Annotated in this window: 27 protein-coding genes; 16 read left to right on the top strand and 11 right to left on the bottom strand. The window is 67.0% G+C overall.

Translation table 11 applies throughout. The features are described from left to right. Positions 1-3 precede the first annotated feature (3 nt). From G6N57_RS30585 to G6N57_RS30570, 4 genes are all read left to right on the top strand, one after another. Positions 4-1,053: a 3-oxoacyl-ACP synthase III family protein gene (locus G6N57_RS30585; protein WP_097925753.1), complete on the top strand. Its 1,050-nt coding sequence runs from the start codon at positions 4-6 to the stop codon at positions 1,051-1,053. After that, positions 1,053-2,084 (top strand): pyridoxal phosphate-dependent aminotransferase, encoded by a 1,032-nt coding sequence (locus G6N57_RS30580; protein WP_097925754.1) that lies wholly within the window; start codon positions 1,053-1,055, stop codon positions 2,082-2,084. The genes G6N57_RS30585 and G6N57_RS30580 overlap by 1 nt, the downstream gene beginning before the upstream one ends. 68 nt (positions 2,085-2,152) lie before the next feature. Next, positions 2,153-2,656, top strand: a complete 504-nt coding sequence (locus G6N57_RS30575) for a MarR family transcriptional regulator (RefSeq protein WP_077742153.1) — start codon at positions 2,153-2,155, stop codon at positions 2,654-2,656. Positions 2,657-2,720: 64 nt separating this feature from the next. Then, positions 2,721-3,158 carry a hypothetical protein gene (locus G6N57_RS30570; protein WP_077742152.1) on the top strand — a complete coding sequence of 146 codons (438 nt, stop codon included), beginning with the start codon at positions 2,721-2,723 and terminating at the stop codon, positions 3,156-3,158. Here G6N57_RS30570 and G6N57_RS30565 read toward each other — a convergent pair. After that, positions 3,155-3,538 (bottom strand): nitroreductase family deazaflavin-dependent oxidoreductase, encoded by a 384-nt coding sequence (locus G6N57_RS30565; RefSeq protein WP_077742151.1) that lies wholly within the window; start codon positions 3,536-3,538, stop codon positions 3,155-3,157. The two genes, G6N57_RS30570 and G6N57_RS30565, sit on opposite strands and share 4 nt — an antisense overlap. 85 nt (positions 3,539-3,623) lie before the next feature. Between G6N57_RS30565 and G6N57_RS30560 the strand changes: the two genes are divergently transcribed. Beyond that, positions 3,624-4,202: a TetR/AcrR family transcriptional regulator gene (locus tag G6N57_RS30560; RefSeq protein WP_077742150.1), complete on the top strand. Its 579-nt coding sequence runs from the start codon at positions 3,624-3,626 to the stop codon at positions 4,200-4,202. Between the two features lie 32 nt (positions 4,203-4,234). Here G6N57_RS30560 and G6N57_RS30555 read toward each other — a convergent pair whose 3' ends face one another. After that, positions 4,235-5,413 (bottom strand): GAF domain-containing sensor histidine kinase, encoded by a 1,179-nt coding sequence (locus G6N57_RS30555; protein ID WP_097925780.1) that lies wholly within the window; start codon positions 5,411-5,413, stop codon positions 4,235-4,237. A gap of 32 nt (positions 5,414-5,445) precedes the next feature. Continuing rightward, on the bottom strand, positions 5,446-6,108 hold the full coding sequence (locus G6N57_RS30550; protein ID WP_075923509.1) for a response regulator: 663 nt from the start codon (positions 6,106-6,108) through the stop codon (positions 5,446-5,448). Positions 6,109-6,223: 115 nt separating this feature from the next. Between G6N57_RS30550 and G6N57_RS30545 the strand changes: the two genes are divergently transcribed. Further along, complete coding sequence (locus tag G6N57_RS30545) at positions 6,224-7,021, top strand: HAD family hydrolase (protein WP_165777749.1); 798 nt, start codon at positions 6,224-6,226, stop codon at positions 7,019-7,021. An 82-nt stretch (positions 7,022-7,103) separates the two neighbouring features. On the opposite strand, the gene mmsB is transcribed toward G6N57_RS30545, so the two are convergent. Genes mmsB through G6N57_RS30530 form a run of 3 tightly spaced genes read right to left on the bottom strand, consistent with a single transcriptional unit; the run spans position 7,104 to position 10,707 of the window. Continuing rightward, positions 7,104-7,976 carry a 3-hydroxyisobutyrate dehydrogenase gene (gene mmsB / locus G6N57_RS30540; RefSeq protein ID WP_077742148.1) on the bottom strand — a complete coding sequence of 291 codons (873 nt, stop codon included), beginning with the start codon at positions 7,974-7,976 and terminating at the stop codon, positions 7,104-7,106. Between the two features lie 10 nt (positions 7,977-7,986). After that, positions 7,987-9,147 (bottom strand): isobutyryl-CoA dehydrogenase, encoded by a 1,161-nt coding sequence (locus G6N57_RS30535; RefSeq protein ID WP_077742626.1) that lies wholly within the window; start codon positions 9,145-9,147, stop codon positions 7,987-7,989. A gap of 39 nt (positions 9,148-9,186) precedes the next feature. Further along, the gene (locus tag G6N57_RS30530) at positions 9,187-10,707 is read right to left on the bottom strand and encodes a CoA-acylating methylmalonate-semialdehyde dehydrogenase (RefSeq protein ID WP_077742147.1); all 1,521 of its coding nucleotides are present in this window, start codon (positions 10,705-10,707) and stop codon (positions 9,187-9,189) included. A gap of 158 nt (positions 10,708-10,865) precedes the next feature. On the opposite strand from G6N57_RS30530, the gene G6N57_RS30525 reads away from it, so the two are divergent. Together G6N57_RS30525 and G6N57_RS30520 are read left to right on the top strand one after the other, a co-directional pair. Beyond that, positions 10,866-12,368 (top strand): FAD-dependent oxidoreductase, encoded by a 1,503-nt coding sequence (locus G6N57_RS30525; RefSeq protein WP_077742146.1) that lies wholly within the window; start codon positions 10,866-10,868, stop codon positions 12,366-12,368. Next, positions 12,365-12,964, top strand: a complete 600-nt coding sequence (locus tag G6N57_RS30520) for a TetR/AcrR family transcriptional regulator (RefSeq protein ID WP_077742145.1) — start codon at positions 12,365-12,367, stop codon at positions 12,962-12,964. The genes G6N57_RS30525 and G6N57_RS30520 overlap by 4 nt, the downstream gene beginning before the upstream one ends. Here G6N57_RS30520 and G6N57_RS30515 read toward each other — a convergent pair. Beyond that, complete coding sequence (locus G6N57_RS30515; RefSeq protein WP_077742625.1) at positions 12,943-13,401, bottom strand: GbsR/MarR family transcriptional regulator; 459 nt, start codon at positions 13,399-13,401, stop codon at positions 12,943-12,945. The genes G6N57_RS30520 and G6N57_RS30515 overlap by 22 nt on opposite strands. A gap of 138 nt (positions 13,402-13,539) precedes the next feature. Here G6N57_RS30515 and G6N57_RS30510 point away from each other — a divergent pair, with 138 nt between their 5' ends. Genes G6N57_RS30510 through G6N57_RS30500 form a run of 3 tightly spaced genes read left to right on the top strand, consistent with a single transcriptional unit; the run spans position 13,540 to position 15,877 of the window. Then, positions 13,540-14,412, top strand: coding sequence for an ABC transporter ATP-binding protein (locus G6N57_RS30510; RefSeq protein ID WP_077742144.1), 873 nt, complete (start codon positions 13,540-13,542; stop codon positions 14,410-14,412). Then, positions 14,409-15,122: a fluoroquinolone export ABC transporter permease subunit gene (locus tag G6N57_RS30505; protein WP_077742143.1), complete on the top strand. Its 714-nt coding sequence runs from the start codon at positions 14,409-14,411 to the stop codon at positions 15,120-15,122. Before G6N57_RS30510 ends, G6N57_RS30505 begins: the two co-directional genes overlap by 4 nt. Further along, positions 15,119-15,877, top strand: coding sequence for an Rv2686c family ABC transporter permease subunit (locus G6N57_RS30500; protein WP_077742142.1), 759 nt, complete (start codon positions 15,119-15,121; stop codon positions 15,875-15,877). Before G6N57_RS30505 ends, G6N57_RS30500 begins: the two co-directional genes overlap by 4 nt. Positions 15,878-15,881: 4 nt before the next feature. Here the strand turns inward: G6N57_RS30500 and G6N57_RS30495 are convergent, their stop codons facing one another. Then, positions 15,882-16,292 (bottom strand): MarR family transcriptional regulator, encoded by a 411-nt coding sequence (locus tag G6N57_RS30495; protein ID WP_077742141.1) that lies wholly within the window; start codon positions 16,290-16,292, stop codon positions 15,882-15,884. A 166-nt stretch (positions 16,293-16,458) separates the two neighbouring features. On the opposite strand from G6N57_RS30495, the gene G6N57_RS30490 reads away from it, so the two are divergent. From G6N57_RS30490 to G6N57_RS30475, 4 genes are all read left to right on the top strand, one after another. Beyond that, positions 16,459-17,496 carry a substrate-binding domain-containing protein gene (locus G6N57_RS30490; RefSeq protein WP_077742624.1) on the top strand — a complete coding sequence of 346 codons (1,038 nt, stop codon included), beginning with the start codon at positions 16,459-16,461 and terminating at the stop codon, positions 17,494-17,496. Between the two features lie 83 nt (positions 17,497-17,579). Further along, positions 17,580-18,209 (top strand): AmiS/UreI family transporter, encoded by a 630-nt coding sequence (locus tag G6N57_RS30485; protein WP_077742140.1) that lies wholly within the window; start codon positions 17,580-17,582, stop codon positions 18,207-18,209. 30 nt (positions 18,210-18,239) lie between these two features. After that, on the top strand, positions 18,240-19,277 hold the full coding sequence (locus G6N57_RS30480; RefSeq protein ID WP_075923523.1) for an aliphatic amidase: 1,038 nt from the start codon (positions 18,240-18,242) through the stop codon (positions 19,275-19,277). Positions 19,278-19,288: 11 nt separating this feature from the next. Continuing rightward, complete coding sequence (locus G6N57_RS30475) at positions 19,289-20,368, top strand: AAA family ATPase (protein WP_077742139.1); 1,080 nt, start codon at positions 19,289-19,291, stop codon at positions 20,366-20,368. Between the two features lie 3 nt (positions 20,369-20,371). On the opposite strand, the gene G6N57_RS30470 is transcribed toward G6N57_RS30475, so the two are convergent. Further along, positions 20,372-21,325 carry a cupin domain-containing protein gene (locus G6N57_RS30470; protein ID WP_077742138.1) on the bottom strand — a complete coding sequence of 318 codons (954 nt, stop codon included), beginning with the start codon at positions 21,323-21,325 and terminating at the stop codon, positions 20,372-20,374. 83 nt (positions 21,326-21,408) lie between these two features. On the opposite strand from G6N57_RS30470, the gene G6N57_RS30465 reads away from it, so the two are divergent. Beyond that, positions 21,409-22,101: an alpha/beta hydrolase gene (locus G6N57_RS30465; protein ID WP_077742622.1), complete on the top strand. Its 693-nt coding sequence runs from the start codon at positions 21,409-21,411 to the stop codon at positions 22,099-22,101. On the opposite strand, the gene G6N57_RS30460 is transcribed toward G6N57_RS30465, so the two are convergent. Both G6N57_RS30460 and G6N57_RS30455 read right to left on the bottom strand, forming a co-directional pair. Continuing rightward, positions 22,098-22,967 (bottom strand): EamA family transporter, encoded by an 870-nt coding sequence (locus tag G6N57_RS30460; protein WP_077742137.1) that lies wholly within the window; start codon positions 22,965-22,967, stop codon positions 22,098-22,100. The genes G6N57_RS30465 and G6N57_RS30460 overlap by 4 nt on opposite strands. Next, positions 22,964-23,584, bottom strand: coding sequence for a TetR/AcrR family transcriptional regulator (locus G6N57_RS30455; protein ID WP_097925755.1), 621 nt, complete (start codon positions 23,582-23,584; stop codon positions 22,964-22,966). Before G6N57_RS30455 ends, G6N57_RS30460 begins: the two co-directional genes overlap by 4 nt. Positions 23,585-23,603: the final 19 nt, after the last annotated feature.

Genomic DNA, 23,603 nt, shown 5'->3' with positions numbered 1-23,603 from the left:
GTCATGCCTGACCAGACTCCCGTCAGCCTCGTCGACGTCTCCACCTATCTGCCCGGCGACCCGATCGGTGCCGACTACTACGCCGGGTTCGCCGAAACCGATGAGCTGGCCGACAACGTGATGTTCCGGGCGCCCCGGTTCCGCCATCATGTGGGGCCCGAGGAAACCGCGATCGACATGGTCGAGCGGGCCGCCGCCGGCGTGATCGGGCGGCACGGCTCCGACGTCGTGACCGGGGCCGACGTGTTGATCACCCACACTCAGCTGCCGGACATGCCGTTCTACGGCGGGGGTGGCGGTATGGCACACCGGTTGGGCATGAAGCCCAACTGGGTGATCGATCTGCACAACGGTGGATGCGCGGCATTCATCCTCGGGCTCAAGGTGGCCCGCACGCTGCTGCGCGCGGGGGAGGGCCGCACCGCGGTGATCGCGATAGCGCAGAACTCCGCCGGGCAGGTCTTCGATCAACAGACGATCCGGCGCAAGGCGCAGGCGTCGGTGCCCGGCGACGGTGCTGCCGTCGGCCTGGTGACGCTGTCCGACGAGTCACCCATCCTCGACATCGAATGCCGCACCTACGGCGAGTACGCCGGGGACATGACGGTGGTCATGGATCCGCCGCGCAAATGGTGGCAGGCCGGCCCGGGCGAGGCGTGCATCGGCTTCACCGAAAGCAAGATCACCAAGGTGCTGGCCCGGGGTAATCGGCAGGTGCCCGAGGTGTCCTACACGGTGTGCGACCGAATCGGTGTGCAGCCCAAGGATATCGACCTGTTGGTGACCAACCAGCCCAACCGGGCGTTCCTGCGCAACTGGCGCGATGCGCTGGAGCTGCCACCCGAACGTCACGTGGACACCTTTGAAGAATGCGGAAACCTCTTCGCCGCAGGAATTCCCGTCAATCTGGACCGGGCCGTCACCGGTGGTCGGGTGAAGGCAGGCGACACCGTGCTGATGGCCGCCTTCGCCCACGCCGGTGACTTCGCCGGGGCCGCGGCGGTGCGCTGGGGAGGCCGGGCCGGCGACGGCGCCGCCGCGGGGAACGAGTGATGGTGGCACCGCGCACCGCGCTGGCCGACCTCGTCGGCACGCTGCCGCAGGCGGTCAACCCGTTGGCGTTGTCGCTCAACGAATGCCCGTTTCCGCCACTGCCCGCGGTTCGCTCGGCGCTGCGCGCCTGCGACGAGGCCGCCAACCGGTATCCGGAGTTCCTGCCGCAGCGGTTGCGTTCGCTGATCGCCGATCACGACGGGGTGGCCGAGGAGCAGGTGATCGTCGGTGCCGGCGCCACCGGGGTCATCATGCAGGTGCTGCACGCGGTGACCAGTCCCGGTGACACCATGGTGATGGCGGTGCCGACGTTCGACGGATATCCGATCTTCGCGCAGATGGCGCGGTTGCGTACGGTGACGATTCCGCTCGACGCGCACGGCCGTCACGATCTGGAGGCGATGGCCGAGGCCGCCAAGGATGCGAAGGTGGTGGCGGTCTGCCGGCCGCACAACCCGACGGGCACCATCGAATCTGCCGCCGAGATCGAGCGCCTGCTGACCCGGGTTCCCGAGGACACGGTGGTCCTGCTCGACGAGGCCTATGTGGAGTTCTTGACGGCCGCTCAACGCATCGACGGGCCGCGCCTGGTGGCCAGGTTCGGCAATGTCGTGGTGGTGCGCACCTTTTCGAAGGCCTACGGCCTGGCCGGGCTGCGCATCGGCTACGGATTCTGCGCTCCAGATCTCGGCCGCCAGCTGTGGCAGATGCAGCTGCCGTTCGGCGTCGGACTCAGCGCCCAGGTGGCGGTAGCCGCCTCCTACGATGCGGAAGATCAGCTGCGCCAACGTATCCGGATGATCGCCGCGGAACGCCGCTACCTGCAGACGCGGCTGCGCGCACTCGGCGTCTACAGCACGGACGCGCAGGCCAACTTCGTGTATCTGCCCGGCGGCTCCATGCCGTGGCCGGAGGTGTTCGACGGCACCGGACTTCAGCTCCGCCACTACGGAGACGGCGGGGTCCGGATCACCGTCGGATCGCGGCAGTCGAGCCGGGCGGTGCTTGGTGCGGTGACAGCGGCGGCCTGACCGCACGCCCGGGGCCCGGATGCGTGCAGAATGCGCGGGGCCCGCGCGGTGATGCGGTAAGAAGAGGCGTGCCCTCACCACCAGACAAACGTGACCCCATCGCGCAGGCCCGCGCGAACTGGGAGGCCGCCGGATGGGGCGATGTGGCCGGCGGGATGGTCGCGGTGACGTCGGTGATGCGGGCCCACCAGATCCTGCTGGCCCGGGTGGAGTCCGCGCTGCGGCCTTACGATCTCAGCTTCTCGCGGTTCGAGCTGCTGCGGCTGCTGGCGTTCAGCCGGGCCGGGGCGCTGCCGATCACCAAGGCCTCCGATCGCCTCCAGGTGCACGTCACCAGCGTCACCCACGCCATCCGCCGCCTGGAAGCCAACGGTTTGGTGGAGCGCATCCCGCACCCCACCGACGGACGCACCACGCTGGTACAGATCACGAAACTCGGGCGCTCGACGGTCGAGGACGCCACCGTGACCCTGAACCAGCAGGTGTTCGCCGACGTCGGGATGTCGGACGAGGAGTCCCGGGCGTTGGTGGCGTCGATCGAGACGCTGCGCCGACACTCCGGGGACTTCTGACGCCGGGTTCTGGGCCGCCGGGTCAAACCCCGCCTACCCTCGAACGCAGTCGAGGGGAGCGCACATGATCGCCAAACGGGTGGGTGCGGCGCTGGGTGCCGTCGCCGTCGTGTTGATGGCGGCCTGCAGTACCACGACCACCGGGGTGGCCACCGCCCCCGACGACGTCACACCGTTCACCACGTCGTCGAAGGCGCCCAGGTCAACTGCCACAAAGAGTCCGAACGCGGCCCCGGGCTCACCGCGTGGTTCCGCGGGGCTGCCGCCGGAGGCGTTCGCCGAGGTGCGGGCCGCCGGCATTCAGGGTTCGGACAATGCCATCGGGGATCAGCTGATGCTGGCCTGCATCATGGCTGGCGGCAGCTTCAACAAAACCAAGCAGGACGTCGTCAACGTGCTGATCCAGATGGGCAGCAAGCTGCCGCCCGATGCGCTGATGACGATCGTGACCGTGGCGCTCAAGTACGAGTGCCCGGAACTGGCCGGGAAACTCGGCGGTTAATCCGCGATCTTCAGGCTGAGGAACTCCGGGGCCTTGATGACCCGGCGCAGCATGAACCTGATGAACGCGGGCATGTCCGTGGCGTTCTCGTCGCGGTAGACCTCGGGTGCAGTCAGCCGGTACCGATGGCGCCGAGCCTCGAGTTCGCACCCGTTGGCGGCCAGCACATTGCGCACCCAGTCGGCCTGCGAGCCGTAGGTCAGGGCGATGACGAAACCGTTCGGCCGTCGAAACGCCCACAGCGGGGTCCGGAAGGTCCGGCCGGACTTGCGGCCCCGGTGGATCACGACTGCCCAGCCCGGCGCCCATGGCGCGATGAACCGGGTCAGCTGATTGAGGCCGATCTTGTTGGCGTAGGCGACCCATCGCGGAGCGGGCATCGTATAACTCCTCAGTTGTGGAATTAATGTTTCGAGCGTAGACCTGGCCCGATCAAGAAGTCAACGACTGTAGAATTTCGGAACTATGCCGCCCCGAGGACGCCGGCCGGGCCAGCCCGGCACCCGTGAGGAGCTGGTGGCCACCGCCCGGCGGATGTTCGCCGAAGGCGGGTACGACAAGACCTCCCTGCGCGACATCGCGGCCGCCGCGGGCGTCGATCCGGCGCTGATCCGGCACTACTTCGGCAGCAAGGCCGAGCTGTTCCGGGCCACCGTCGGGTGGCCGTTCGACCCCGAGCAGTTCGGCGCGCAGATCCTCGGGCACGACCCTGCCGACCTGCCCGAACGCCTGACCCGCGCATTCTTCGAGCTGTGGGAACAGCCCGACACCCGTGCGCCCCTGCTGGCCATCCTGCGCGGCGCGGCCACCCATGAGGAATCCGCAGCCCTGGTCCGCCAGTTCATCGAGCAGCGGCTCTACCCGCTGATCGCCACCGCACTCACCGGTGCCGATGCCGCGCTACGGGTGGACCTGGCCATGGGCCAACTGCTCGGCATCGCCTACCTGCGCCACGTCCTGCGGATCGAACCGATCGCATCGCGGACCGCCGAGGAGCTGATCGCGGGCGCGTTGCCGGCGGTGCGGGCGCACCTTGTCGGATGAGGTGCGGGCGCGCCTCGAGAGATGACGAGTGACTACTCCATGACCGACGGCAGCGGGATCGTCGCGGTCACCGTGGTGCCCGCACCCGGCCGCGACCGGATGTGGAGCCGGCCACCGACGATCTCGGCCCGCTCGGCCATCGAGAGCAGCCCGTAGCCACCCATCTCGTCACTGCCCAACGGGTGCTCGAATGTGTCGAAACCCTTTCCATCATCGACGATTTCGAGGCGCGCCACGCCGTCGTCGACCGCGAAGGTGAGCCGGGCCCGCTCCGCCTCGGCATGTTTGACCACGTTCTGCAGGCATTCCTGGGCGATCCGGTACAGCGCCAGCTCGATGTGGTCGGGCACCCGCGTCTCGGCGAGGTCGACATCGATCGGGATCCGCGGGATCGAGCGGGCCAGGCTGGCCAGCCCGCCCGACAGGCCGAGGTCGTCGAGCACCGGCGGGCGCAGCCCGCTGATCGCGGCCCTGGCCTCCTGCAGGGTCAGCGCGACCAGTTCGCGGGCGGCCGCCAGCTGTTCGGCCACCGTCCGCGGTTCGACCGCGCGGGCCGCGGCGTCGAGCCGGTAGGACAGCGTCACCAACCGCTGGGAGATGCCGTCGTGAATGTCCCCGGCCAACCGGCGTCGTTCGATCTCCTGCGCCTGGATCACCTGCTCGACGAAATTCTCGTGGGCCCGCTCGCGGGCCACCAGCTGGCGGTGCAGCCGGGCCTGGTGCAGCGCCCCGGCGATCAACCGGCCGATCACCAGCAGCAACTCGACGTCGCGCGGCGTGAACTCGCGGCGGTCGACGGTGTGCACGTTGAGCACCCCGACGAGCCCGCCCGGCCCGGTCTCCATCGGGACCGACACCATCGAGGTGAAGTCCCGCCCGCGCAGCGATTCGAAGGGCTTGTAGCGGGGGTCGGACTCCTTGTCGTGGCTGATCACCACCGGCTGCCGGTGGCTGGCCACCCAACCGGAGATGCCCTGCCCGAGCGGCAGCCGGATCTTGCCGATCTCGGCATCGAACGGCGGCGTGGCCCCGGCCAGGGTCAGGGCACGATCCGAATCGTCCAGCACGTGCACGAAACACACGTCGGTGGCGGTCGCCTCGGTGATCATCCTGGCCGCCGCGGCGGCCAGTGGCTCCACTCCTGGGCCGCTCGACGCCGCGCGGATGAGCTCGCGCAGTAGCGCCAGTTCCCGGTCGGCGGTGAGATCGATGGGTCCGAGATCGCGCTCGGGCTTGCCGGCGGTCACTGGTAGATCCCTTCCCGCAGCGCGGTGGCCACCGCTCCGGCCCGGTCGCTGACCCCCAGCTTGCGGTAGATGGATCGCAGGTGGGTCTTCACCGTTTCCTCGCCGATCACCAGCTTGTTGGCGATCCCGCGGTTGGACAGGCCAGCGACCACGAACGACAGGATCTCGCTCTCGCGTTGGGTGAGGCCCTGCCGAACCCCGGGCCAGAACTCGTCACGTTGCAGCCGGGCCGCGGTGCCGGCCGCGCGGGCGGCCATCCCCGGATCGATCGCGGTCTGCCCGCTGTGGGCGAATTCGAGCTGGCGCACGAGTTCGTCGCTGCTGATGCTCTTGAGCAGATACCCGGCGGCGCCCACCCGCAATGCCTGGAACAGGTACTGCTCGTCGTCGTAGACCGACAACATGACCACCTTGCGGTCCGGGTCCCGCTCACGCAGCACCCGGCACAAATCCAGCCCGCTCGAGCCCTCCATGCGCACGTCGCAGAGCACGATGTCGGGGTTGAGCGTCTCGATCACGCTCAGTGCCCGCTCGGCTCCCACGGCCTGGCCGACCACCTCGACCCGGTCGTTGAACGCAGCAAGCATGGCCTTGAGACCCTCGATGACCATCTCGTGGTCGTCGACCAGCACAAGGCGCACTGGATTGGAGGGCGCCATGGCATCACCCTAGAGGTGGAGACGGCCTTGCGAGGGCAGGGCAGATGAACACCAACTCCCCTAATCCCCCCTACGGGGGACGCGCGGGGCCTGTGACGTGGGCCACTCTCATGGGGTGTCCTCACCACAAGAGAAGTCATGGCGTGCCGGGCGGTTCTGGTGGGACTGTGCCCAGGCCGAAACGAGTGCCCATCCGCTGCGTGCAGTGATCCTGGACCTCGATGCGTTGTCGGACCTCGACGTCGACGGCCACCGCGTGGTCTTCAACGCCGCATTCGCCGCGCACGGTCTGCCCATCGAGTGGGGGGTCTCCCGTTACCAGCAGCTCCTCGCGCTGCATGACGAGCGGCAGCGAGTCGCCGCCGAGCTGCGCAAGCGGTGCGTCGGCCCGGAGTGCGACGTCCTCACCGAGGTGCTCGCCGACGAGATCTGCATGACCAAGGACCTGATGTTCGACGAGATGATCCTCGACGCCGGCCTGACGCCGCGGCCGGGTCTGGAGGATCTGATGAACGACGCGTTCCTGGCCGGGCTGCCGGTCGGCGTGGTCGCCGCGGGTCGCCGGCGCTGGGCCGAACCGCTGGTGCGCCAGCTGGTCGGTGAGGGCCTGGTGGAAACCGTCGTCACCACCGATGACGTAAGCGCGACCGGGGCCGAGCTGTACCGGCACGCCCTGGCCGAACTGGGAGTGGCGGGCCACGACGCGTTGGCCATGACGGGTTCGGTTGCGGGCCTGCGTGCCGCCAACGGTGCCGGGATGGCCGGCGTGCTCATCGACCCCGACGCCGGTACCGGGTCATACGCCGCGGTCGCGGTGCGGCCGGACTTCGCGGGCGCCGACCCGCTGCGCCTGCCGGTATGTCAGCGCCTGCACAGCCAGTGGTGGGCTCAGCGCAGCCCGTCTGCTGCCTAAGCCAGCTGGGGGGCTCGCGTTCGTAACGTGGCGGCGGTGAAACCCGTTTTCTGGCGCCACCACGTTACGAACGCGACGAGAATCAGTTGCGGAGCGTCTCGATCACGGCGCTGAAGTCCTTGTCGGCGTGGTCAACCGCGAATTTCGTATAGATCTCGGCCGCGTGCGTGCCCAGCGGCGCCGACGAACCGGTGGATTCCACGGCCGCCATCGCCAGGCCCAGGTCCTTGTTCATCAGCGCGGTGGCGAATCCCGGCTTGAAATCATTGTTGGCCGGGGAGGTCGGAACCGGGCCTGGCACCGGGCAATTCACCTGCACGGCCCAGCAGTTGCCGGTCGCCCCGGTGATCACGTCGAACAAGGCCTGCTTGTCCAGACCGAGCTTCTCGGCCAGCACGAACGCCTCGCCGACGGCGATCTGCTGCACGGCCAGCACCATGTTGTTGCACACCTTGGCGGCCTGCCCGGCACCACTGGCACCGCAGTGAATGATCTTGCCCGCCATGGGTTCCAGCACTGCGCGGCCCCGCTCGACCGCGTCGTCCTCGCCGCCCACCATGAACGCCAGCGTGCCCGCGACCGCACCCTTGACCCCGCCGGACACCGGGGCGTCGAGCTGGGCGAAGCCGTGCTCGAGGGCGACCTTGTGTACCTCGCGGGCGTCGTCGACCGAGATGGTCGAGCTGTCGATGAACAAGGCTCCTTCGGCGGCAGCCGGCAGCACCTCGGCGTAACAGCTCTTCACCAACGCACCGTTGGGCAGCATGGTGATCACCACATCGGCACCGGCCACGGCTTCGGCGCCGGTGGGGAAGACGTTGACGCCGTTGGCCTTCGCCGCCTCCTGTGCGGCCGGAACCGGGTCGAAGCCGCGCACGGTGTGCCCGGCGGTCACCAGGTTGGCGGCCATCGGCCCGCCCATGTTGCCAAGCCCCAAGAACGCGATCGTGCTCACTCAAGTCTCCCTATCCGGTGGAGCGGGCCCTGGACGCTTCAGAGCGACCGATGACCACCCGCATGATTTCGTTGGTTCCCTCAAGAATGCGGTGCACCCGCAGATCCCGGACGATTTTCTCCAGACCGTATTCGCGCAGATACCCGTAGCCGCCGTGCAACTGCAGCGCCTGATCGGCCACCTCGAAGCACTTGTCGGTGACATACAGCTTGGCCATCGCGCACAGTGTCACCTTGTCGGGGTGGTCGGCATCCAGCGCGGAGGCCGCCCGCCACAACATGTTTCGCGATGTCTCCAGGCCGGTGGCCATGTCGGCCAAGGTGAACCGGATCGTCGGCTCGTCGAGCAGGGACCCGCCGAACGCCTGGCGGTCGGCGAGGTAGCCGACTGCCTTGTCGTAGGCGGCCTGTGCACCACCGAGCGAGCAGGCGGCGATGTTGATCCGCCCCCCGTTCAGACCGTTCATCGCGATCCCGAAGCCGGTGCCCTCGGTGCTGCCCAGCAGGGCCTCGGCCGGAACTCGCACGCCCTCGAAGATCACCTGTGCGGTGGGCTGGGCGTTCCAGCCCATCTTCTGCTCCTGCGCGCCGAAACTGAGTCCCGGCGTGTCCTTTTCGACCACGAAAGCCGAGATGCCCTTCGGGCCGTCGGCACCGGTACGGGCCATCACCACGTACACATCGGAACTGCCGGCCCCGGAGATGAACTGCTTGACCCCGTCGAGGACGTAATCGCTGCCGTCGCGGACCGCCCTGGTCCGCAGTGCCGCCGCATCCGAGCCGGCCCCCGGTTCGGTGAGGCAGTAGCTGGCGATGGCTTCCATCGACGCCAGCCTGGGCACCCAGGTCTTGCGCTGCTCTTCGGTGCCGAAGCTGTCGACCATCCACGCGCACATGTTGTGGATGGACAGGAACGCCGCCAGGGTGGGATCGGCGGCGGCGAGTGCCTCGAAGATGCGCACCGCATCCAGTCGGCGCAACCCGCTGCCCCCTGCGTCCTCACCGCAGTAGATGGCGCCCATGCCGAGTTCGGCCGCCTCGCGCAATACGTCGGTGGGGAAGTGATGGGTCTCATCCCATTCCAACGCGTATGGCGCGATGCGCTTCTCGGCGAACGCGGCCGCCGTCTCGGCGATCACGCGCTCGTCTTCGTCCAGGTCGTACAGATTCACAGGGCCGGTCTTCTCCTCGCGCAAGCGCTCGTCGGTGCGCTACTTCATGGTCGGGATGACGAACTCGGCGCCATCCTTGATGCCCGACGGCCACCGCTCGGTGACGGTCTTGGTCTTGGTGTAGAACAGGATCGAGTGCGGGCCGTGCTGGTTGAGGTCGCCGAATCCGGACCGCTTCCAGCCACCGAAGGTGTGGTAGGCCACCGGAACCGGGATCGGCACGTTGACGCCGACCATGCCGACCTGCACGCGGGACACGAAGTCGCGCGCGGCGTCGCCGTCGCGGGTGAAGATCGCGACGCCGTTGCCGTATTCGTGCTCGGACGGCAGCTTGAGGGCCTCTTCGTAGTCGTGGGCGCGGACGATGCACAGCACCGGACCGAAGATCTCGTCGGTGTAGATCGACATGTCGGTGGTGACGTTGTCGAACAGGGTGGGGCCGATGAAGTAGCCCTTCTCCAGGCTGGCGTCGCCGAAAGTCAGCTCGTTGCTGGCCCGTTCGCGACCGTCGACCACGAGTTCGGCTCCGGCCTCGACGCCCTGGCCGATGTAGTCGCGGACCCGCTCGAGCGCCGCGCCGGTGACGAGTGGCCCGTAATCGGCCTTGGGGTCGAGGCTGTGTCCGACCCGCAGCTGGTTGATGCGCTCGACGAGCCTGGCGCGCAGTCGATCTGCTGTTTCACGACCCACCGGGACCGCGACGCTGATGGCCATGCAGCGCTCGCCGGCGCTGCCGTAGCCGGCGCCGATCAGCGCGTCGACGGCCTGGTCCAGATCGGCGTCGGGCATCACGATCATGTGGTTCTTGGCGCCACCGAAGCACTGTGCGCGCTTGCCGTGTGCGGCCGCGCCCGAGTAGATGTACTGCGCGATGTCGGAGCTGCCGACGAAGCCCACCGCCTTGATGTCGGGGTGCGCGAGGATCGCGTCGACGGCTTCCTTGTCGCCCTGCACCACCTGGAACACGCCGGCAGGCAGCCCGGCCTCGATGAACAGTTCGGCCAGGCGCAGCGGAACCGAGGGGTCACGCTCGGAAGGCTTGAGCACGAACGCGTTTCCGCATGCCAGCGCGGGGCCGGCCTTCCACAGCGGGATCATCGCCGGGAAGTTGAACGGGGTGATGCCCGCGACCACGCCCAGCGGCTGGCGGATCGAGTACACGTCGATGCCGGTGCCGGCGCCCTCGGTGAACTCACCCTTGAGCAGGTGGGGGATGCCCACCGAGAACTCGATGACCTCCAGGCCACGCTGGATGTCGCCCAGTGAGTCGGCGACGGTCTTGCCGTGCTCCAGGCTGAGGAGTTCGGCCAGCTCATCCGCGTTCTGGTTCACCAGTTCGATGAACTTCATCAGCACCCGGGCGCGGCGCTGCGGGTTGTAGGCGGCCCATTCCTTCTGGGCCTCGACGGCGCCCGCGACGGCGGCGTCGACATCGGCGGTCGAGGCCAGGGCCACCTGCGCCTGCACCTCACCGGTGCTGGGGTTGAGCACATCGGCCGTCCGGGTGGATCCGGCGGTGGTGCGCTGGCCGTTGATGAAGTGGGGGATCTGAGTGGTCATGGCGTTCCGTCCCGATAGAGATGCGCAGTTAGGTGGCCCGGGGCATACCCGAGATACTTGCATATCCTAGTAATTGGTCGGAGTGCCTGGCAAGAGGCTGGCGGGAATTCGGAGTCACGACTATTTTCTTTACGGAACCGTTTCGTTAAAATATTCGTGTGCCTGCCACAGATTCGGACGTTGTTGTCGTCGGCGCCGGTCCGACCGGGTTGACGCTGGCCTGCTCTCTGCGGCTGCACGGCCTGTCGGTGCGGGTCGTCGATCGCGCACAGGGGCCGGCGACCACCTCACGGGCCAACTTCCTGCACGCCCGCGGCTCGGAAGTGTTGGGCCGCATCGGTGCGCTGGGAAACCTGCCGAACGAGTCGCTGCGGGCCATGCGCATCACCAACTATCTGGGTGATCGCCCGGTAATGACCCTGGAATTCGGCGATCCTGGCATGCGGACTGCCGCGCCGCCGATGGTGGTGTCCCAAGCCAAGGTCGAAGCGGCGTTGCGGGCTCGGCTGGCTGAGCTCGGGGTTGAACCTGAGTGGGGCCGCGAGGTGCTCAACGCGCACCAGCACAACGACAGCGTCGTGGCCGAGCTCCGCGATGGCGAACGGATCAGTGCGCAGTGGCTCGTCGGTTGTGACGGCACCTCCAGCGTGACGAGGGAGCAGGCGGATATCGAGTTTCCCGGAGTCAAACTCTCCGAGCGTTTCCTGCTTGCCGATGTGCATCTGGATTGGGCGCTCGACCGGGGTGGCACGACCGGCTGGATTCATCCTGACGGGGTGGTGGGCGCGATGCCCATGCCCGATTCGACCGGTCGTGACGACTTGTGGCGAATCTTCGTTTACGACCCCACGCTCGATCAAAAACCCAGTGAGAGTGAGATTCTGAACAGGGTCAAACTTGTCGTGCCGGAGCGGACCGGGCAGGCTGTGACCGTGGGTGACGCCGAGTGGCTGTCGGTGTTCACTGTGCACCGTCGGCTGGCTGACAGGTACCGGAATGGGCGCATCCTCATCGCCGGTGACGCTGCGCACGCCCACGCGCCGTTCGGCGGGCAGGGCATGTTGACCGGTATCGGCGATGCCGAGAACCTGGCGTTCAAGCTCGCTCTGGTTGTCCGAAAGCTGGCCTCTGACAAACTCATCGACACCTATGAGGCCGAGCGTAGGCCCTTGGCCACCGAAGTGCTGCGCGGCACCAGCGCGGTTACGCGGGTGAACGTCGCGAGCAATCGGATCGGCCGGTTTCTCCGCGACCATGTGACCACGCGGCTTTTCGGGCTGGCGTTCATCCAGCGCTGGACGACGTACACGGCCTCGCAGCTGTGGGTGACCTATCGCAGGGGGCCGTTGGGCGGTCGTGGTCGTAAGCCGCGCCCGGGCGATCGCATCGCGGATCTGCCCTGCGCCCGGCGGGACGGCACTGCTACGCGGCTGCACGGTGAGCTCGGCGGGCGGTGGGCGTTGCTGCTGCCCGAGGGAGTTCCCGATGACCTTGAACCGGTTCGCGGACTCGGCGACTACGCCGCGACGCTGTACCACGGGGGCACGGATCTGATGCTCATCCGCCCGGACGCGCACCTGGCGTGGCGAGGGAGGCCGCACGACGTCGACAGTCTCGACCGTTGGCTGACGGCCGCTTTGGGGACGGGGACAGTGCGGTGACGACACCCGGTCGTGGTCGCCCGCGGGACGCGGCGGCCGAGCGCGCAATCCTGCAGGCGGCGTTGGACCTTTTCATCGAGCGCGGGGTCGAAGGGGCCAGTATCGAGCAGATCGCCAAGCGGGCCGGAGTAGGTAAACCCACCATCTACCGGCGGTGGTCGACCAAGGAAGAGCTGATCGCCGCGGCGATGGAATCGTTGATCGCCGAGGAAGTGGTCTGGGCCTCGCCGGAGGCGATCGACCTCGAGTCTCCGTACGAGTTGGTCGAAGCGGCGATCGAAAGCGCGGCCGCGACGACCACCACGCCGCACTACCGGGCGCTGGTCGCGCGGGTCTATGGATCGGCGGTCAGCCATCCCGGGCTGATGGCCGTGTATTGGAATCGCTACATCCTGCCGCGCCGAGTGCTGGCCGCTCGTCTGCTGGAACGCGCGCGCGAGCTCGGAACCGTTTCTGGTGATACCGATTTCGACGTAGCAATCGACATGATGGTCGGTGCGATCACCTACCGGGTACTGCAACCCGACCCGCCCGGCGTCGAGGAGATGCGCCGCTATCTGCGAGCCGTCTACCGTCAGGTCGGGTTGCTTCCCTGACCGTTCTGCTGTTGCCAGCGTTCCAGCACCGCGGGGATCTCGGCCATCAGGAAAGCGTAGAACTCGCGCATCTGGGTCAGCCGGTGATGCGCTGGGCCGTTGCGGTCGGTGGCCGTGATCCCGGCGTCCGCGGCGGCCTGCATGGCCGCGAGTGTCTCGTTCTGGTTGGTGAACAGAATCGCCCACGCATTGTCACGCAGCCGGAAGTGATCGCGCCGGCTGGCCGGGGCGGGAACCCGCTCGGCCAGGCCCACCGACGTCAGCATCTTGAGGGAGCCGGAGATGGATCCGGCGCTGGCCTGCAGGGTGTCGCCCAGCTCGGTCATGGTGACGCTCGGTTGCTCGCTGAACAGCAGGGCGGCGAGTACGCGCGCGGCCATCTTCTGCATGCCGTGACTGCTGAGTACCAGGGCGAGCTGCTCGGCTGCCTGCTGCAGGTCGGTCGATCTGGCCACCGTGAAACCTCCTCACCCGAACCGGTCTTCAATAATTTCTGAAAGTTTAGTACAGTCTGATCCGGTGTTCCGGGAAGCCTGGTCGGAGATGTGGTTTTCGTCTGCGCGGAAAGGGCACTGATGAGCACGGCAACTGACGTCATCGACGTTCGAGGTTTGACATTCACCTACCCCAAGGCCTCCGAACCGGCGGTGCGGGGGATGGACTTCGCCGTCGGAAACGGCGAGATATTCGGATTTCTTGGGCCCAGCGGCGCCGGGAAATCCACCACCCAGAAGCTGCTCATCGGACTGCTACGCGGCCATGGCGGCCAAGCCACGGTGTGGGGGCGCGACCCGGTGGACTGGGGGCCGGACTACTACCAGCGCGTCGGCGTCTCCTTCGAACTGCCCAACCACTATCACAAGCTCACCGGTCTGGAGAACCTCAGGTTTTTCGGTTCCCTCTATGGCGGTGCGACGGCCGACCCGATGGAACTGCTGGACGCCGTCGGCCTGGCCCACGCCGCCAACACCCGAGTTGCCAAGTACTCCAAGGGAATGCAGATGCGGCTGACATTCGCGCGGTCGCTGATCAACAACCCTGAGCTGTTGTTCCTCGATGAGCCCACCTCAGGGCTCGACCCCGTCACCGCCCGCAAGGTCAAGGACATCATCCTGGACCTGAAATGCCGCGGCCGCACGATATTTCTCACCACCCATGACATGTCCACCGCCGACGAGCTGTGCGACCGAGTGGCCTTCGTCGTCGACGGCAACATCGTCGCGCTCGACACCCCGGCCGAACTGAAAATCGCCCGTAGCCAGCGCCGCGTGCGGGTGCAGTACCGCACGTCCGGTGGGCTCACCACGGCCGAATACGGGATGGACGGTCTGGCCGATGACCCGGAATTCCATGCGGTCCTGCGCAATCAGCACGTCGAGACCATCCACAGCCGCGAAGCCAGTCTCGACGACGTCTTCGTCGAGGTCACCGGGCGGCAGCTGTCATGACCCGGTTGCTCACCGCGATTCGGCTCGAACTGACCATTGCGACCCGGCAGAAGTTCCTGCACGCAGGGGTGTTCTCCGGCCTGATCTGGCTGGCGGTGCTGCTGCCGATGCCGCGCGATCTGCGCCCGGTCGCCGAACCCTATGTGCTGGCGGGCGACATCGCGATCATCGGGTTCTTTTTCGTCGGCGGTTCGGTGTTCTTCGAGAAGCAGGAACGCACGCTCGGCGCCATCATTGCCACGCCGCTGCGGTTCTGGGAGTATCTTGTCGCCAAACTCGTGGTGCTGGTGGCCATCTCGCTGTTCGTGGCGATCATCGTGTCAACTGTCGCAGACGGATTCGCCTATCACCCGGTGCCATTGGTCCTCGGCGTGGTGCTCGGTACACTGCTGATGCTGCTGGTCGGGTTCATCACGTCGCTGCCGTTCGCCTCGGTCACCGACTGGTTTCTGGCCGCGACGATCCCGCTGGCGATCATGCTGGTGCCGCCGCTGATCTACTACTCGGGCCTGTGGCCCAATCCGGTGCTGTACGTCGTGCCCACCCAGGGCCCGCTGCTGTTGTTGGGTGCGGCGTTCGACCAGGTCACGCTCACGGCCTCGCAGTTGCTGTATGCGGTGCTCTATCCCGTGCTGTCGCTGGCCGCTCTGTGGCGAGCCGCCCACGTGCTGTTCGGCCGCTACGTAGTCGAAAGGTCGGGTGTGCTGTGACTGCGATATTGGGTTCGACCACCGGCAGGGCGCTGGCTGCTTTCGGCCGCAACGATATTCGCGGCACCTACCGGGATCCGCTGCTCGTCATGGTGGTGCTCGCGCCGGTGATCTGGACCAGCGGCGTCGCAATCCTGACGCCCGGGGTCACCGAGATGCTCGCAGCGCGCTACGACTTCGACCTGGTGCCGTACTACCCGCTGGTGCTCACCGCGTTCTTGCTGCTCACCAGCATCATCATCGCCGGCGGATTGGGCGCGTTCCTCGTGCTGGACGAGGTCGACGCCGGCACCATGGCCGCACTGCGCGTGACCCCGGTGCCGATGTCGACCTTCTTCGCCTACCGCGCGGGCACCGTCATGGCGGTCACCACGGTCTATGTGATCGCGACGCTGTCGTTCAGCGGCATCCTGGAGCCCGGCTTGACCGGCGCGCTGATCCCGATCGGGTTGGTTGCCGGATTGTCCGCCGTGGTGACGTTGCTCCTGATAATCGCCCTGGCGGGCAACAAGGTCCAGGGCATCGCGATGGTGCGCGCGCTGGGCATGCTCATCGCCGGGCTGCCGTGCCTGCCCTGGTTCATCGACTCGCCGTGGAACCTGGCCTTCGGTGTGCTGCCGCCCTATTGGCCGGCCAAGGCGTTCTGGGTCGCCAGCGCACACGGCACGTGGTGGCCCTACCTGGCCGGCGGGGTGGCGTACAACGTGGCGATCGCCTGGCCGTTGTTCCGCCGGTTCCTGGCCAAGAACAGCTGACGGATCAGCTGTCCGCGCGCATCCACGGGCTGATGCCGTACTCGTCGAACCACGCTTGTTCGGCCGGGCGGACCGTGGTGAGCAGGCGAGCATGCAGTGCAGAGCCTCGCTTGCTCAGGTTCACCCGCACCTTGCGACGGTCATCGGCGTCGACCTCGCGGAACACCAGCGCGCGGCCGGCCAACCTGTCGACCACGCGGGTCAACGTGGGAGCGGCGGCCAGGGTCTGGGTGCGCAACTCCGCCATGGTCAGGCCAGGGGAGTCGGCCAGTGCCGCCAAGACCAGCCAGTCGTCGAGTGTCAGGTCTTCTGCGCTGACCTGGCGTTCGATGACGGCGCCGAGCATGCGTGCGGCGCGGAGAAGCTCGCTGCTCGACGGCGTGGCAAAACCGTCCGGTGGGAGCAGGTCTGTCATCGCGGCCGCCTCCCAACTGGCGATTGCCTCGCACCGCTCACGCGAGGATACTTCCAATTGGAATGATTCTAGCCGACCATCTCGTCTGCCCGTTAACAAGGATTGGACTGCGGGGGTGAACGTACGAGTACGCACCGTCGGCCGCGATGCCGAATGGCGGCTGGCGATGGTGGTGCCGCTGCAAGGGCCCGCCGGGATCTTCGGGCCGTCCTGTGAGGCGGTCGGAGACCTGGTCGCGCACGACCTGAACGCGGCCGGAGGCGTCATGGGCCGCGAGGTCCACATCGAGGTGGTCGACGGGGGAGCGCATCCGGCGGCCGTGGCAGCCGAGGTGAAGCGATTGATCGACGACGGGCGTATCGATGCCGTGAGCGGCTGGCACATCTCGTCGGTGCGCCACGCGCTGGCGCCGGTGGTGGCCGGCCGGGTGCCCTACACCTATCCCGCGTTGTACGAAGGCGGCGAGCGCAGACGTGGAATCTATTGCTGCGGTGAGACACCCGACCAGCAGATCGCGCCTGCGCTGCGCTGGATGCGCGACAACCTCGGCATCCGCAAGTGGTTTGTCGTAGGCGATGACTATGTGTGGCCGCGGACGTCATTGTCGGAGGTCCGTCGGTATGTCCAGGAGCTGTCACTGGATCTGGTCGGCGGCTCGTTCGTGGCTCTGGGGCAGGGCGACATCGACCGTCTCGTCGACAAAGTCGCCCGGTCGCGGTGCGAGGCGGTGCTGATGTTGCTGGTCGGTCAGGACGCGGTCGAGTTCAACCGCGCGTTCGCGCAACGGGGGCTGCACGAGGATCTGCTGCGGTTCAGTCCGCTGATGGACGAGAACATGTTGATCGCAAGCGGTCACGATGCGACCAAGGGGCTGTTCGTCGCGGCGTCCTATTTTCGCTCGATGGTGGGCCGCAACTCGATGGAACTGCTCGACCGATATCTGGAGGTGAACGGCTCGGGGGCCCCTGCGTTGGGCAATGCGGCCGAATCCTGTTATGAGGGAGCGTATTTCCTCGCTGAGATGATCCGTCGGTCTGGCGGCAGGGTGGATATCGAGGCGGTCGCAGACGGGGCAGCCTACGACAGCCCGCGCGGCACGGTGGAATTCAGCGGACACCGCACCAGCCAGCCGGTTCATCTCGCGGTTGCCGACGGGGTCGATTTCGAGATCGTCACGACACTGCCTGCCGATCTGCGGGACTGATCCGTACCGACTGTTGACAGTGTGGTGGCCGTCACTTACTTTCATTTGGACATATTCCATCTGGAAGTAATTGAGGTGTCTCGATGGGCAACGTCGGTCTCCTTTACGTCGGTGCAGTGCTCTTCGTCAACGGGTTGATGTTGTTGGACGTGGTGCCCGCACGGTCGGCGGCGGTGCTCAACCTGTTCGTCGGCGCCCTGCAGTGCGTGCTGCCGACCGTCATGTTGGTGATGGCCGCCGGGGACCCCGCCGCCACCCTGGCGGCATCAGGCCTCTACCTGTTCGGATTCACCTATCTGTACGTCGGGATCGTCAACCTGGCCGGTCTGGAACCCGAAGGCATCGGCTGGTTTTCGCTCTTCGTTGCAGGCGGAGCAGTGGTCTACTCCGCCTTGTCGTTCACAGTCGTGAACGATCCTGTGTTCGGGGTCATCTGGCTCGCCTGGGCAGCGTTGTGGCTGTTGTTCTTCCTGGTGCTCGGCCTTCGCCGGGACCGGCTGACCCGCTTCACCGGCTGGTCGGTGGTGTTGCTCAGCCAGCCGACATGCACGCTTCCGGCATTTTTGATGCTCAGCGGCAACTATCACACCTCGCCCGGCATCGCGGCGATCTGGGCGGTGGGACTCGTCGCCCTGTTCTTCGCGGCGAGAGCGATCGCCTCTCACCGGTCGCATCAAACCCCGACGGCCACAAACGAACCCGCCTTCAGCTGAATCATCACCACCCACATCAAGGAGAAGTCAATGAGGCACGGAGATATCTCGTCCAGCAACGACACCGTCGGCGTCGCCGTGGTGAACTACAAGATGCCCCGGCTACACACCCGGGCCGAAGTGCTCGACAACGCACGCAAGATCGCCGACATGCTGATCGGTATGAAGTCGGGTCTGCCGGGCATGGATCTCGTGGTGTTCCCCGAGTATTCGACGCAGGGAATCATGTACGACGAACAGGAGATGTACGACACGGCGGCCACCGTCCCGGGCGAAGAGACCGCGATCTTCTCAGCCGCCTGCCGGGAAGCCGGAACGTGGGGCGTCTTCTCGATCACCGGAGAGCGCCATGAGGACCACCCGAACAAGCCTCCGTACAACACCCTCGTGCTGATCGACGACAAGGGCGACATCGTCCAGAAGTACCGCAAGATCTTGCCGTGGTGCCCGATCGAGGGTTGGTATCCGGGCGACACCACCTACGTCACCGACGGTCCGAAGGGTCTCAAGATCTCCCTGATCATCTGTGACGACGGGAACTACCCGGAGATCTGGCGGGACTGCGCGATGAAGGGGGCCGAACTCATCGTGCGCTGCCAGGGCTACATGTACCCGGCCAAGGACCAGCAGGTGCTGATGGCCAAGGCCATGGCCTGGGCCAACAATTGCTATGTGGCAGTTGCCAATGCGGCCGGCTTCGACGGCGTCTATTCCTACTTCGGCCACTCGGCGATCATTGGTTTCGACGGCCGGACGCTCGGCGAGACCGGCGAGGAAGAGTACGGAATCCAGTACGCGCAGCTTTCTTTGGCCGCCATTCGCGATGCACGAGAGAACGACCAGTCGCAGAATCATCTGTTCAAGCTGCTGCACCGAGGCTATTCGGGCGTGCATGCGGCCGGCGATGGCGACAAGGGCGTCGCCGACTGCCCATTCGAGTTCTACAAGTTGTGGGTGACCGACGCCCAGAAGGCGCAGGAGCGCGTGGAATCGATCACCAGGACCACGGTCGGAGTAGCTGACTGCCGGGTCGGTTCACTTCCGGTCGAGCAGACCATCGAAGCCTGAAGGGGCACGCGTTGCCATACCTCACCGATATGTACCACGAGCAGAACCGCAACTCGATCCGGGTGGCCGAAGAGCCTGCCGCCCAGGTGGATTCCGCCGGAGGTTTCGACCCCGACGAATTGTCACGGAAGCTGAACGCGGCGATTCTGGGACAACGTTCCGCGGTCGACGCGGTGGTGCGCGCCGTCTCGATCGCGCACATCGGTGTGGCCGATCCCGGTCGACCCCTGTCCAGCGTCCTGCTGGTGGGGCCGACCGGAGTCGGGAAGACCGAACTGGTGCGGCAGGTCGCGGCCGCACTGCGGACCGGCCCCGACGACATGTGCCGCATCGACATGAGCGCACTGGCCCAGGAGCACTACGCCGCGTCGCTGTCCGGTGCGCCCCCGGGCTATGCGGGCAGCAAGGAATCGTTCACGTTGTTCGACAAGGCCAAGATCGAAGGCGGACCGTATCTGCCCGGCGTCGTGTTGTTCGACGAAGTCGAAAAGGCCGACGCAACCGTGCTGCGGGCGCTGCTGCACGTGCTGGATACCGGTGAACTGCGGTTGGCCAACGGCCAGCAGAAGATCTCATTCCGCAACAGCTACATCTTTCTGACCTCCAACCTCGGCTCGCTGGAAGCTGCTGCGATGCAGCGGTCCCGGCGGAGACGATGGCGACGTATCGGGCGCCGGCCTGCGGCCAAGACCGCCGACCTGATACGCGAGGCGGTCGAGTCGTTCTTCGATCCAGAGTTCTTCAACCGCATCGATGAGATGGTTGTGTTCGACGAGTTCGACGACGACACCGCAGAAAGCGTGACCCGCAAGGAGATCCACGACCTGGTTGACCGGCTGAAACGTCGCGGAGTGAGGCTCCAGGTGGCGGACGACGTCATCGAATTCGTGCGGCGCAAGGGATTCGATCCGGTGTACGGCGCCAGGGGACTGCGGCGGGCCATCCGCACCGAACTGGCCGAACCCGTCGCGCACACGGTCCTCACCGACCGGTCGTCGCGCCGTCCGCTCGCCATGAGGGCGGACCTTGTGCAGGGCGATCAGGTGTTCGTCTGCTTCGTCGACGCCGAGCAGGCGGACAGCCGGCCGTGAGGTTCAGGAGCTCAGCCCGTTGCGCCACCGCAAGGGCGGCTCGCCGTACCGGCGCTGGAACGCCCGGCTGAACGCGGAATCGGACGTGTAGCCGACAGCGTGCCCGATCTTGCTGACCGAGGTGGTGGTGGACCGGAGCAGGTCCGCGGCGCGATCGAGCCGCCGCTCGGTGACGTAGGCGGCGGGCGGCTGCCCGAACAACCGGGTGAACCGTTCGGCGAACGTCGACCGCGAATGCCTGGCGAGGTCGGCGAGCTCGGTGACCGACCACGGATGCGCCGGGTCGTTGTGGACCGCCGAGAGAACCGGACCCAGTTGGGGATCCATCGCTGCGGTGAGCCAGCCCGGCGCCGTGTCCGCGGACCTGGACCACTCCCGCAGGGCGTGGATGAACAACAGGTCGAGAATGCGGGAGATCATCACTCCGGCGCCGGGGCGCGGCTCGGTGGTCTCGGCCAACAACAGCTGCAGGCTCAATGGCAGCCACTCGTGGCCCGGCGTGCCGGCCCGCATCGCGATGGCCGGTGGCAGCACCGACAGCAGCGGATCGGCCACCGTGCGGTCAACGGCGAAGACTCCGCTGAGCCACCGTGGTGAGGCCGGATCACCCTGCCCGGGAACAATATTCCGGTCACCCTGGGACAGTGGCCGGGCGTCGGTGCGGTCGCCGTGGGAGATGCTGTGCGCGTCGCCTCGGGCCAGCAGTGCCATGTCGCCGGCATTCAACGGCAGGGCCTGATCGTCGATGTGCAGCGTGAGGCCGTCGGACTCGGCGATGTGCAGTACCCGGGCCCCGGCCGGGAGCGTCACGCGGAAGGGCGCCGCCGGTGACCACCGCGTCACCGAATCCCCGCGGAGGCGCACGGTGCGCAGGATCTCCGACAAGGCGTCCGAGCCCTCCGGGCTCGCGGACGTCGGGCTCAGAGGATCGGCAAAGTTTTCCGGCGAATGAGTCATGGCTGTTGCCTCATCCTCCAAATATGGTGGAAGCGCACCGGGTGGTCAACGCCTGGGATTCCGGGACCGAGAAAGGACCGAAGATGACCGAAAAGCCGGCAATTGTTCTGGTGCACGGGTTTTGGGGTGGCGCGGCGCACTGGGCGAAGGTGATCGTGGAGCTGCGCAGGCGCGGCTACGACAAGCTGTACGCGGTGGAGAACCCGCTCACCTCGCTGCGGGAGGACGCTCACCGCACGCAGCAGATGGTCAAGCAGGTCGACGGACCGGTGCTGCTGGTCGGCCATTCCTACGGCGGCGCGGTCATCACCGAAGCGGGGGATCTGCCCAATGTCGTCGGGCTGGTCTACGTCGCGGCCTTCGCGCCTGACGCGGGGGAGAGCCCCGGCCAGATCAGTGAGCAGACGCCGCCCGCGGCCTTCGCCAACATCGCCCCGGACTCGGACGGCTACCTGTGGATCAAACAGGACAAGTTCGCCGAGAGTTTCGCCCAGGACCTTCCCGACGACGAGACCCTGGTGATGGCGGTGACCCAAAAGGCCCCGCTCGGTTCGACTTTCGGCGACACCGTGACCGCTCCGGCCTGGAAGACCAAGCCCGTCTGGTATCAGGTGTCGACCGAGGATCGCATGATCCACCCGGACAACGAACGCCGGATGGCGCAGCGGATGAACCCCCGCAAGATCGTCGAACTCGACGCCAGCCACGCGTCGTTGGCTTCGCAGCCCACCGCGATCGCGGATCTGATCGACGAGGCGGTGGCCGAACTCGGCTAGCCGAGAGGCTCGGCCGGGCCCGCATGCGCCGATCGCACCGCGCCGACGCTGGCGAGGGTGACCAGTGCGACGCCGAGATAGCCGAGCAGCCCGATCTGCTGGCCGAGCACCACCAGCCCGGCCAGAGCCGCGGTGACCGGTGACAGGCAGGTCAGCACGGCGAAGGTGGCGGGCGGCAGCCGCCGCAGGGATATCAACTCCAGCGAGTACGGGATCACCGACGACAACACCCCGACTGCTGCGCCCACCCCGAGCACGCGCCAGTCGAGTGCGTCCAGCTGCACCGAGGCCACGGCGAACGGGGCGACGACGAGGGCGCCCATCGCCGTGGCGAGGGCCAGGCCGTCGACCCGCCGGAACTCTGCGGCCGTCCGCGCGGAGGCCAGGATGTAGCCGGCCCAGGCCACCCCCGCCGCGGCGGCGAAGGCGAATCCGGTCGCTTCGAAATGCCCACCGCCCCCGCGGGGCAGGCCCAGCAGCGCGACACCGGCGAAGGCCAGCAGAGCCCACAGCCAAGCCGCCCGGCGCTTACCGGTGACCACCGAAAGGATCAGTGGGCCAAGAGCTTCGATCGTCACCGCGATGCCGAGCGGAATCCGCTCGATCGCGAGATAGAAGCAGTAGTTCATCGTGCCCAGCGTTGCCGCCAGCGCAATGGCCGCACCCCAGGCCTGCCGGGTCAGTCCCCGCACCGACGGACGTACGGCCGCGCCCAGGATGACGCCGGCCACCGCGAAGCGGGCGAACAATGCTCCCACGGTGCCGACCGCGGCGAACAGGCCGACCGCGAACGCCGCGCCCACCTCCTGGCTGACCGCGGCGATCACCACGAGCAGCGCCGCCCCGAGCGGGGCGCGCGTGGTCACACCGTCACCGGAAGCGGAGCCCCCGTCGCCAGTTCGGCATAGCCCCGCATCAGTCGCAACGCGGTGGGGCGGTCCAGGTCCGGATCCCGTGCCACGATGCGATACCCGAGGTAGTCCTCCATCGCCATCAGCGTCATGGCGATATCGCGCGCGGGGGAGGTCAGTGTGAAAATTCCTGCAGCGGAACCGGTGTCGAGGATCTGAGCGTAGAGATCCACCTGCCGGTGAAAGATGTGCTGTACGTCGGGCCGCCGGTCGAGCACGAAGCCGGCGGCCAGCACCGCCCGCCAGATGGAGCGCCACTCTGCGTCCTCGGGTCCGGACGGCAGCCCGGCCGCGATCATGAACGCGATCTGATCCCGTGCGTCTTCGGTGCGTTTCACCACGGCGAGCCGGTCGTCGTAGAACTTGCTGTCCGAGCGTTGGGCGAGGGCGGAGAGCAGCTGGTCCATCTCCCGGAAGTAGTAGCGCACCGCATTCGGCGTGAGATTGAGTTCGGCGGCCACGTCGGCGATCCGAAAGGTGGTCAGATCGTTGCGCTCGATTAGCGCGATGGCGGCATCGAGGATCTCCTCGCGTCGCTGTGCCTGTCGGTTCGGCCGTCCCACCCGCCCCATCCTTCACGAATCCGTCACT

The sequence above is a fragment of the Mycolicibacterium boenickei genome, from assembly GCF_010731295.1.
GTDB classification, from domain to species: domain Bacteria; phylum Actinomycetota; class Actinomycetes; order Mycobacteriales; family Mycobacteriaceae; genus Mycobacterium; species Mycobacterium boenickei.
Note: the sequence above shows the minus strand (reverse complement) of the source record. Positions and strands in the feature narration are given on the sequence as shown.